This is a genomic window from Domibacillus sp. A3M-37 (genome assembly GCF_024213455.1).
In the GTDB taxonomy this organism is placed as follows: Bacteria; Bacillota; Bacilli; order Bacillales; family Domibacillaceae; genus Domibacillus; species Domibacillus tundrae.
On record NZ_JANAVL010000042.1, the window covers coordinates 1 to 9475 of the forward strand.

The 9475-nt window shown below is 41.1% G+C and carries 12 protein-coding genes and 2 pseudogenes; all 14 read left to right on the top strand.

What is annotated here, in order from left to right; all coding sequences use genetic code 11:
* Positions 1-491 precede the first annotated feature (491 nt).
* The 14 genes and pseudogenes from NLX67_RS21925 (at position 492) to NLX67_RS21990 (ending at position 9375) form a co-directional block, all read left to right on the top strand.
* Positions 492-875: a DUF302 domain-containing protein gene (locus NLX67_RS21925; RefSeq protein ID WP_254313528.1), complete on the top strand. Its 384-nt coding sequence runs from the start codon at positions 492-494 to the stop codon at positions 873-875.
* Between the two features lie 195 nt (positions 876-1070).
* The gene (locus tag NLX67_RS21930; protein ID WP_254313529.1) at positions 1071-2192 is read left to right on the top strand and encodes an MBL fold metallo-hydrolase; all 1122 of its coding nucleotides are present in this window, start codon (positions 1071-1073) and stop codon (positions 2190-2192) included.
* A gap of 531 nt (positions 2193-2723) precedes the next feature.
* Positions 2724-2984 (top strand): metal-sensitive transcriptional regulator, encoded by a 261-nt coding sequence (locus NLX67_RS21935; RefSeq protein WP_254313530.1) that lies wholly within the window; start codon positions 2724-2726, stop codon positions 2982-2984.
* An 84-nt stretch (positions 2985-3068) separates the two neighbouring features.
* On the top strand, positions 3069-3296 hold the full coding sequence (locus NLX67_RS21940; RefSeq protein WP_254313531.1) for a sulfurtransferase TusA family protein: 228 nt from the start codon (positions 3069-3071) through the stop codon (positions 3294-3296).
* Between the two features lie 65 nt (positions 3297-3361).
* Positions 3362-3844, top strand: coding sequence for a DsrE/DsrF/DrsH-like family protein (locus NLX67_RS21945; RefSeq protein WP_254313532.1), 483 nt, complete (start codon positions 3362-3364; stop codon positions 3842-3844).
* A 50-nt stretch (positions 3845-3894) separates the two neighbouring features.
* On the top strand, positions 3895-4263 hold the full coding sequence (locus NLX67_RS21950) for a rhodanese-like domain-containing protein (RefSeq protein WP_254313533.1): 369 nt from the start codon (positions 3895-3897) through the stop codon (positions 4261-4263).
* A 23-nt stretch (positions 4264-4286) separates the two neighbouring features.
* A pseudogene (locus NLX67_RS21955) lies at positions 4287-4582 on the top strand (rhodanese-like domain-containing protein).
* Positions 4583-4635: 53 nt separating this feature from the next.
* Positions 4636-5196 (top strand): sulfurtransferase TusA family protein, encoded by a 561-nt coding sequence (locus tag NLX67_RS21960; RefSeq protein ID WP_254313534.1) that lies wholly within the window; start codon positions 4636-4638, stop codon positions 5194-5196.
* 18 nt (positions 5197-5214) lie between these two features.
* Positions 5215-5610, top strand: a pseudogene (locus NLX67_RS21965) (DsrE/DsrF/DrsH-like family protein).
* 67 nt (positions 5611-5677) lie between these two features.
* Positions 5678-6805: an MBL fold metallo-hydrolase gene (locus NLX67_RS21970; RefSeq protein WP_254313535.1), complete on the top strand. Its 1128-nt coding sequence runs from the start codon at positions 5678-5680 to the stop codon at positions 6803-6805.
* 48 nt (positions 6806-6853) lie between these two features.
* Positions 6854-7081 carry a sulfurtransferase TusA family protein gene (locus NLX67_RS21975; protein WP_254313536.1) on the top strand — a complete coding sequence of 76 codons (228 nt, stop codon included), beginning with the start codon at positions 6854-6856 and terminating at the stop codon, positions 7079-7081.
* A gap of 60 nt (positions 7082-7141) precedes the next feature.
* Positions 7142-7918, top strand: coding sequence for a sulfite exporter TauE/SafE family protein (locus NLX67_RS21980; RefSeq protein ID WP_254313537.1), 777 nt, complete (start codon positions 7142-7144; stop codon positions 7916-7918).
* Positions 7919-7984: 66 nt separating this feature from the next.
* Positions 7985-8899, top strand: coding sequence for a cysteine synthase A (gene cysK / locus NLX67_RS21985; protein WP_254313538.1), 915 nt, complete (start codon positions 7985-7987; stop codon positions 8897-8899).
* Between the two features lie 179 nt (positions 8900-9078).
* Entirely contained in the window at positions 9079-9375 is a 297-nt protein-coding gene (locus tag NLX67_RS21990) for an antibiotic biosynthesis monooxygenase family protein (protein WP_254313539.1), read from the top strand.
* Positions 9376-9475: the final 100 nt, after the last annotated feature.

Genomic DNA, 9475 nt, shown 5'->3' on the forward strand with positions numbered 1-9475 from the left:
CCTTTGAAAAATACTATTTCAAAAAACTAAAACAAACCAGATTAATTGTTACATATACCGATTCACCAAAAAGACGTGAGAACCATTTTTTAAGTGCCAAATACAGGCCCAATAAAGTGAGACAATCCAAACACTTGAGTAATGGAGAAGCAAAGATAAACAGTTAAACAATAAAGTTAAGCACCGTTCGTAAAAGTAAACTTTTACGCAAAATTAATTATGAGAGCCAAATACTTTACTGACAGACTAATAAACCTCTAAAAGGTTTCAGATCAAATTTTTGCGCTAATGTTTTGATTCTGGTGTGCCTACATGAAAGGCCATGGCTTTCTTTCATGCTGCATAGTGTCATAGGATGTGGAGATATTTATGAAGAAGTACCGACTGTGTTTTTTATGATCCCTTTTAGGGAATGAAAAAATAAGATGGAGTTTACAGCTTTGAAGCTTTGAACGCCACAGGTTTTTCAAAAAGGATCAGGAGGGTCAAAGATGTTCGATTATACGGTGACAACAGAGAAAAGTTCAGAACAAGCCATTGCATCGTTAGAAGAAAATTTGAAAAGTGAAGGGTTTGGCGTATTGTGGAATTTTGATCTAACGGCAAAGCTGCAGGAAAAGGGAATGGATTTCAATACCCCGTATACAGTATTAGAGGTCTGCAATCCTAAAGAAGCGCAGCGTGTTCTTTCCGAAAACCTGCTGGTTGGCTACTTTTTGCCATGTAAAATCGTCGTTTATGAAGACAACCAAGTCACAAAAATAGGAATGCCCAAACCGACTGCGATGATTGAAATGCTTCATGATGATGAAATTAAAGCGTTAGCAGCGGATATTGAAAAACGATTGATTGGCTGTATTGATCAGTCTATATAAGGCTTAAAGGAAGGGGCATTTTTCTATAAATGGTCTTTCTTCTTTTTGCTTCGTTATATACCTTTGCTGGTAACCGTATACTTATAGCCAGCCAGCCGAATAGAAATGATCATTTCAACGGTACTAAAACAATGACATGACGACCGATATCATTTGAACATTCATGATTACTATCAATGTATGGGAGGGAAAAGAATGACCGTTAAGACTGTTTCAACGAAAGAAATGGCCAAAAAAGTGTTGAATCAAGACCAGTTATTTATTTTGGATGTACGGAATACGGGTGCTTTTGATGAGTGGAAAGTTGAAGGGGAAAATACAAAAGTCGTGAATGTGCCTTTCTCCCAATTAACAGAAGAAGATGCCATTCTAGATAAGCTGCCGAAAGACAAAGAAATTTATACGATGTGTGCAAAAGGCAATTCTTCTAAGAAGGCAGCTAAATATCTAGAAGAAAAAGGATTTAAGAATGTTTATTCTATTGAAGGCGGAATGAAGGCATGGGGGGAATACCTGGAGCCAATCAAAGTGGGGGATTTAACAAGTGGAGGATCGATTTATCAGTTTGTACGCTTAGGAAAAGGCTGTTTATCTTATCTGATTGAATCAGAAGGAAAAGGGGCCATTATTGATACCAATCGCATGGTTGATGTATATGAACAATTTGCGAAGGAACATGGCATTGAAATTACTCATTTGTTAGACACACATCTTCACGCTGATCACATTTCAGGCGGAAAAGAGCTTGCCAAAAAGCTTGGGGGAACGTATTATCTTCCACCAAAAGATGCGGAGGAAGTTATATTTGAATATGTTCCTATTCAGAATGGTGACACTGTCAAAGTAGGGAACGCTATTATTCAGGCCGTTTATTCACCCGGACATACGATTGGAAGCACATCTTTTCTCATTGATGATCAATATCTGCTGACCGGGGACATTTTGTTTATTGATTCCATTGGCCGCCCAGATTTAGCGGGGAAAGCAGGAGACTGGGTGGATGACCTGCGCCAGACGCTGTATGGTCGCTATAAAGGACTCGAGAGTGAACTTATTGTGCTGCCAGCTCACTTTATGGGCATAAAGGAAATGAATCAAGATGGAAGTATTTCAGAAACACTTGATGTGCTGTACAAACAAAATCATGGCTTAAATATCCCAAACGAAGAAGAATTTAAAAAGACGGTAACGGAAAACCTGCCGCCGCAGCCAAATTCGTATGAAGAGATCCGGCAAATGAACATGGGAAAAATCAGCCCGGATCTGGAACAGCAAAGAGAGATGGAAATCGGCCCAAATCGCTGCGCCGTTCGATAATGTCACCGAAAGATGTCTGTCTGGGCATCTTTTTTTGTGTAACTTCCCTGCCTTCTCTCTTTTTAAAGCAGTCCTTTTAGGGATACAGAAAAGAAATAAACATGCTTGACAATATACCTATAAGGGTATATTATTGTTTTTGCAAACAATAAACGCTTTTGTAAGGAGTTGATTCACATTCTTTCCTTATTGACAGTCGTATTTTTCCTTATCATTATTAATGCATATAAACGTTATTATCCTGTAAAAGGGATTCCTTATATAGAAGAAAGCAATGTAAAGGACCATCTTATGGTCTTGGATATCAGGGATTATAATAAAACGGAAAAGGATTCACAGTCGCTTAATATTCCCTACGCCTATCTAAAAAGATATGATCAAGAGATTCCACGCACCGGCTACATGTAATAGCGTCGGATCAACTCGAAATGAATCTTGGGCTGCGTTATTTAAAAGCAAAAGGTTTTGAGGTAGCTAGTTACTCACTAACAAAGCACCAATCGAACCAAAAACAAAAAGGAGACATGTGTTATGACGTACGATAAAAAAATCGAAAACCGTTTAAAACGAATTGAAGGACAAATTAGAGGAATCTTGCACATGATGGAGGAAGGAAAAGACTGCCGTGACGTCGTGACGCAGCTTTCAGCAGCGCGGGGTGCGATTGACCGGACAATGGGGGTTATTGTCAGCACGAACCTGGAACAGTGTATTAGAGAAAACATTGAAACAGGCGAAGGTACGGATAACCTTGTGAAAGAAGCCGTAGAGCTGTTGGTCAAAAGCAGATAAAAGAAAAAATTAAAAAAGGTTGACGGATCAACTTTTCTATATTAATATACCCTTATAGGTATAAAACAGATCGGGGGAAAAAGAATGAACGTAGATCAAGTACTAGACGCAAAAGGGTTGGCTTGTCCAATGCCGATCGTGAAAACAAAAAAAGCCATGAACAATTTAGAAACAGGACAAATCCTAGAAGTTCAAACAACGGATAAAGGCGCGAAAAGTGATTTAACAGCCTGGACAAAATCAACAGGACATATCCTGCTGGATTCAAAAGAAGAAGATAGCATGTTTACCTTCTACATTCAAAAAGGCTAATTTTTTTTAATTATTTTTTATACCCATACGGGTAGATGTAACAAATAAAATAAGGAGGTATCATCATGACAGAAAAAAAGAAAAAAACAACCATCATCTTATTTAGCGGTGATTATGATAAAGCAATGGCGGCATACATCATTGCTAACGGAGCAGCAGCTTACGATCACGAGGTCACCATCTTCCATACATTTTGGGGATTAAATGCCTTGCGTAAGGATCAACCATTGGAATTGAAAAAAGGATTCCTTGAAAAAATGTTCGCGAAAATGATGCCGCGTGGAGCGGATAAAATGGGCTTATCCAACATGAACTTTGCTGGAATGGGACCAAAAATGATCAAGCACGTGATGAAAAAGCACAACGCGATGACGCTTCCGCAATTAATTGACATGGCACAGGAACAGGATGTCAAACTAATCGCCTGTACGATGACAATGGATTTACTTGGCCTTCAGCAGAAAGAATTGCTAGATGAGATTGAATATGCGGGTGTAGCCGCTTATTTAGCGGACGCTGAAGAAGGAAATGTAAACTTGTTTATCTAAACAAAGCGACAATAAGTAAACCAATAAAGGGAAGGAGGGGAACGAATCATATGCTTGAGACCAGTACGTTAATCAATATTTTATTAGGTGTATACCTGGCATGGTTTATGTATCGCAAGTTTGCCCCGGTTAAAGGCGTTAAGCATATTTCAACGATCGAATTAAAATCAGAATTAAACTCGAAGGATAAACAGTTTATCGATGTCCGGACGCCCAATGAATTCCAGGCGAACCGAATCAATGAATTTAAAAACATTCCCCTTTATGAACTGCCAAAACGAGCGAACGAACTGTCAAAAGAAAAAGAGGTTTTCGTCATCTGCCAAAGCGGAATGAGAAGCAGTAAAGCAAGCAAACTGTTAAAAAAGCTTGGCTTTAAGCACATTACCAATGTTAAAGGCGGAATGAGTGCTTGGTAATCAACATGTCAGGAGGAGTTTTGATGAAACAAATTATGCCCAATGAGGTAGAAAAGTTAGTCAGCCAAAAAAAGACCTTTCCATTATTGACGTCCGCGAAACACAAGAAGTAGCAGCGGGGAAAATTCCGGGTGCTGTGAATATTCCTTTAGGCTTATTAGAATTCCGTCTGCAGGACCTGGATAAATCAAAAGAACATATTATGGTCTGTCGGTCAGGCGGCAGAAGCTCAATGGCAGCAAATCTTTTGGAAGACCGCGGATATAAAGTCATAAACATGACGGGTGGCATGAATGAGTGGCAAGGTCCCACTGAATAATTTTTTACCCTTTTATATACCCCTAGCGGTTTAAATGATAAGGAGGAAACAGAATGATGACACCAAACCATGTATTAGACGCAAAAGGGCTTGCCTGCCCGATGCCTATTGTCAAAACCAAAAAAACAATGAATGATTTAGAGCCGGGTCAGGTATTAGAGATACAGGCGACCGATAAAGGCTCAACAGCAGACTTGCAGGCTTGGGCCAAAAGCACAACAGGCCATGAATACTTAGGGACGGAAACAGAAGGAGATGTTCTCCGCCACTTCCTTCGCAAGGATGGCGCAAATGCTGTAACAGAAACTACGGTTATACCTGAAATTTCATTAGAGAATTTTAAGGAAAAAGTAGAAGCAAATGAAACCCTCACAATTTTAGATGTTCGTGAACTAGACGAATACGAAGAGGGACACATTAGTGGGGCCATTCATATTCCACTTGGTGAAGTAGAACAGCGCGCTGGCGAATTAAAGAAAGATGAGTTAATTTACGTGATCTGTCATTCGGGCAGAAGAAGTGAAGTAGCCGCACAAACGATGGCGAAACAAGGATTTAAACAATTAATCAATGTCGTGCCTGGCATGCGTGACTGGACAGGAAAAACGGTATAAACAAGGAGGAAAAAGAACATGAGTACAAAAACAGCAATTATTGCCGCAAACGGCGGGTTATTTGATGCCTATAAAGTGTTCAACATTGCAACAGCAGCAGCAGCGACCGATCAAGAAGTAGCTATTTTCTTTACATTTGAGGGACTTAACCTCATTCACTAAGAGGCATACCAGCAGCTTCCAATGCCCGAAGGGAAAGAGCATTTTGCTGAAGGCTTCCAAAAAGCCAATGTCCCTTCGATCCCGGATCTTGTCGGAATGGCGAAGGAAATGGGCGTGACTTTTATCGGCTGCCAGATGACGATGGATGTCATGGGGCTTGAAAAAGAGGCATTTGTTGACGGAATTGAAGTAGGCGGAGCGGTTACGTTTTTAGAATTTGCGAAAGATGCCGATGTAACCTTAACCTTCTAATACTAAAAATAAAAAAAGAAAAATTAAAAAATTTTAACGTAAAATATACCACTGGAGGTAATAGAGTATGCCAGTAAATCCAATGACAGCGAAAGAAGTCACAAGAAAAGTAATTCAAAAAGAGTCTTTCTTTATTTTAGATGTCCGGAATGAAGATGCGTTTCAGGACTGGAAAGTAGAAGGAGAAACTATTCAATATCTCAATGTTCCATACTTTGATCTGTTGGATGGAGTGGAAGAAATTTTGCCGAAGCTCCCTCAGGATAAAGACGTCCTGGTGGTGTGTGCGAAAGAAGGCTCCTCGATCATGGTCGCTGATATGCTTTCAGAAGAAGGGTTGACGGTATCGTATCTTCAAGGCGGCATGAAAGCATGGAGTGAGCATTTAGAGCCGGTAAAAGTCGGTGATTTAAAAGACGGCGGCGAGTTGTACCAGTTTGTCCGCATCGGGAAAGGATGCCTCTCTTATATGGTGGTATCAAATGGAGAAGCCGCCCTTATTGATTCAACGCGTATGACAGACGTGTACACAGACTTTGCGCAGGAAATCGGTGCAACAATTACCCATGTGTTTGATACACACCTTCATGCGGACCATATTTCAGGCGGAAGAAAGATTGCGGAAGCAGCCAATGCCACATACTGGCTGCCGCCAAAGGATGCACAGGACGTCACGTTTAGCTACCAGCCATTAGAAGAAGGCCAGGACGTAACCATCGGCAAGACAACAATCAACATCCAGCCGCTGTATTCTCCAGGCCATACAATCGGGTCGACATCCTTTATTGTAGACAAATCGTATTTATTGTCAGGAGACATCCTATTTATTGATTCGATTGGAAGACCGGATTTAGCGGGACTGGCAGAAGACTGGGTGGGAGATCTGCGTGAAACACTGTACACACGCTACAAAGAACTATCAGATGAACTTATCGTTCTGCCGGCTCACTTTATGATCATCAAAGAGCTGAATGAAGACGGCAGCGTATCGGAAAAACTGGGCACGCTGTTTGCGAAAAATCACGGTTTAACTATCGCAGACGAAGCTGAATTTAGAGAAATGGTTACCGGCAACTTGCCGCCGCAGCCAAATGCGTACCAGGAAATTCGCGAGATGAACATGGGGAAAATCAGCCCGGATGAAGAGCAGCAGCGGGAGATGGAAATCGGTCCAAACCGCTGTGCCGTTCGATAAAAGAATAAAAACAAAACACTACTTCAAAAAATGAATGGAGAGATTGAGATGAATTCAGATAAAGTATTAGACGCAAAAGGACTAGCTTGCCCGATGCCCATTGTCAAAACAAAAAAAGCGATTAATGAACTGGAGTCCGGGCAGGTACTGGAAATCCATGCGACAGACAAAGGCGCAAAAGCCGACATGACTGCCTGGGCAAAGTCAGGCGGCCATGAACTGGTGGACCATTCAGAAGACGGCGATGTCCTAAAATTCTGGATTAAAAAAGGCTGATAAGGAAATGAAAGGGTATCGACTAGATACCCTTTCTCCTTTTGAAAGGAGGAACAACGTATGGAGTTTGATTTTATCATCACGCTTTTCTTGGTCGGTTTTATTGGCTCGTTTATTTCCGGGATGGTCGGAATTGGCGGGTCCATCATTAAGTACCCAATGCTTTTGTATATTCCCCCTATGCTTGGAATGGCCGCGTTCAGTGCCCATGAAGTTTCCGGCATCAGTGCCGTTCAAGTCTTCTTCGCCACGATTGCCGGGGTATGGGCCTATCGAAAGGGCAGCTATTTGAATAAAACCCTCATTATCTATATGGGAACAAGTATCCTAATTGGAAGCTTCATTGGCGGATACGGGTCTGGTATGATGTCAGAAGGCGGCGTCAACCTTGTTTATGGAATTCTTGCGACCATTGCGGCTGTCCTAATGTTTGTCCCGAAAAAAGGGGTTGACGATATTCCGTTTGACAAGGTGACATTCAATAAATGGCTGGCGGCTGGGCTTGCCTTCATCGTCGGAATTGCAGCTGGCATCGTTGGTGCAGCAGGAGCCTTTATTTTGGTTCCGATTATGCTGGTTGTCTTGAAAATCCCAACAAGAATGACCATTGCCACTTCGCTTGCGATTACGTTTATTTCGTCGATTGGAGCCACAATCGGCAAAATCACGACCGACCAGGTTCTGTATGGTCCTGCCGCTATCATGATTATTGCAAGCCTGCTGGCCTCTCCTTTAGGCGCAAAGGCTGGAAAAAAAGTGAATACAAAAATACTGCAGGTTCTGTTGGCTTTATTGATTCTAGGAACAGCCATTAAAATCTGGATGGACATTCTTTAAATAAATTGATTTTAATCGTGTCTGAAAGTATGTCGTCATAATAAAAAACAGGAGGTAACCTTCAAGATGAAAGTGGCAAATAATATCACAGAATTAATAGGAAATACACCTGTTGTTCGGCTTAACAAGCTTGTTCCCCGAAATGCGGCAGATGTTTATGTAAAGCTCGAAATGTTCAATCCAACCAAGAGCGTCAAAGACCGGGCAGCCTTTAACATGATTACAGCTGCTGAAGAGAAAGGGTTAATTAAACCGGGTGATACGATCATCGAGCCTACCAGCGGTAATACAGGAATTGGCCTTGCTATGAATGCGGCAGCCAAAGGATACCGGGCCATTTTGGTTATGCCGGATAACATGACGAAAGAAAGAATCAACATTCTAAAGGCATATGGCGCGGAGGTAGTATTAACTCCAAGTGCAAAAAGAATGCCTGGGGCAATTGAAAAAGCAAAAGAATTACATCAGGAAATCCCGGGAAGCTTTATTCCTCAGCAATTTGAAAACCAGGCAAATCCAGATATTCACCGTACGACAACCGCGGTTGAAATAGTTGAACAGATGGAAGGCCGTCTCGATGCCTTTGTAGCGACAGCAGGAACAGGAGGAACTATTACAGGCACAGGGGAAGCGTTGAAAGAAATGATTTCTGGCCTGCATGTTGCAGTCGTTGAACCAAAAGGATCACCGGTTTTGTCTGGCGGTGAGCCAGGCTCACATAAATTAGTTGGAACAAGCCCTGGTTTTATCCCTGAGATTTTAAATACGAATGTCTATGACGAAATTATTCAAATTGCCGACGAGGACGCGGTAAATACATTTAAACAGTTAGCCAGTCAGGAAGGTCTTTTTGTTGGTCCTTCGGCAGCAGCAGCAGTATTTGCGGCTATTCAGATGGCAAAGCGTTTAGGAGAAGGCAAGCGAGTATTGTGCATTGCACCAGATACAGGTGAGCGTTATTTAAGTATGAACTTATTTTAGAAAGAAGAATTATAAGGACTAGAGTAAAGTTAGTTGAAAAGTGAACGATAAAATTCGATTTCGAATGCAACATAAATAGAATTTTGTTATTTTCAGTCCAAAAGGAGGCGGAACTAAAAAGTTCCGCCTCCTTTTTTAAATAATTATTAATGGTATAATTTAGAAAAAGGAGGGGTTATATGATATTGGAGGCTGCAATGCTTCATGTTAAACAAGGAATGGAGAAAGAATACGAAAATGCTTTTCGGCAGGCGTCTACTGTTATTTCTTCGATGAAGGGTTACATATCTCATGATTTACAGCGATGTATGGAAGTAAAAGGAAGGTATTTGCTTTTAGTGGAATGGGACACTTTAGAAGACCACACTATTGGTTTTAGACAATCAGCTGAATACCAAGAGTGGAAACGTTTATTACACCATTTTTATGACCCATTCCCAACAGTGGAACATTTTGAAAAAATAAATCTTACATAAAACCGATCTATTGTTTGTGGCACTTAAAAAATGGTTCTTACGTCTTTTTGGTGAATCGGTATATGTAACAATTAATCTGGTTTGTTTTAGTTTTTTGAAA

What these genes read in the sequence shown, in the direction of transcription:
- NLX67_RS21970 (WP_254313535.1), top strand. Translation starts at nt 5,678, where the DNA reads ATGCCAGTAAATCCAATGACAGCGAAAGAAGTCACAAGAAAAGTAATT.
- NLX67_RS21980 (WP_254313537.1), top strand. Translation starts at nt 7,142, where the DNA reads ATGGAGTTTGATTTTATCATCACGCTTTTCTTGGTCGGTTTTATTGGC.
- NLX67_RS21960 (WP_254313534.1), top strand. Translation starts at nt 4,636, where the DNA reads ATGATGACACCAAACCATGTATTAGACGCAAAAGGGCTTGCCTGCCCG.
- NLX67_RS21925 (WP_254313528.1), top strand. Translation starts at nt 492, where the DNA reads ATGTTCGATTATACGGTGACAACAGAGAAAAGTTCAGAACAAGCCATT.
- NLX67_RS21940 (WP_254313531.1), top strand. Translation starts at nt 3,069, where the DNA reads ATGAACGTAGATCAAGTACTAGACGCAAAAGGGTTGGCTTGTCCAATG.
- NLX67_RS21945 (WP_254313532.1), top strand. Translation starts at nt 3,362, where the DNA reads ATGACAGAAAAAAAGAAAAAAACAACCATCATCTTATTTAGCGGTGAT.
- cysK (WP_254313538.1), top strand. Translation starts at nt 7,985, where the DNA reads ATGAAAGTGGCAAATAATATCACAGAATTAATAGGAAATACACCTGTT.
- NLX67_RS21975 (WP_254313536.1), top strand. Translation starts at nt 6,854, where the DNA reads ATGAATTCAGATAAAGTATTAGACGCAAAAGGACTAGCTTGCCCGATG.
- NLX67_RS21950 (WP_254313533.1), top strand. Translation starts at nt 3,895, where the DNA reads ATGCTTGAGACCAGTACGTTAATCAATATTTTATTAGGTGTATACCTG.
- NLX67_RS21930 (WP_254313529.1), top strand. Translation starts at nt 1,071, where the DNA reads ATGACCGTTAAGACTGTTTCAACGAAAGAAATGGCCAAAAAAGTGTTG.
- NLX67_RS21935 (WP_254313530.1), top strand. Translation starts at nt 2,724, where the DNA reads ATGACGTACGATAAAAAAATCGAAAACCGTTTAAAACGAATTGAAGGA.
- NLX67_RS21990 (WP_254313539.1), top strand. Translation starts at nt 9,079, where the DNA reads ATGATATTGGAGGCTGCAATGCTTCATGTTAAACAAGGAATGGAGAAA.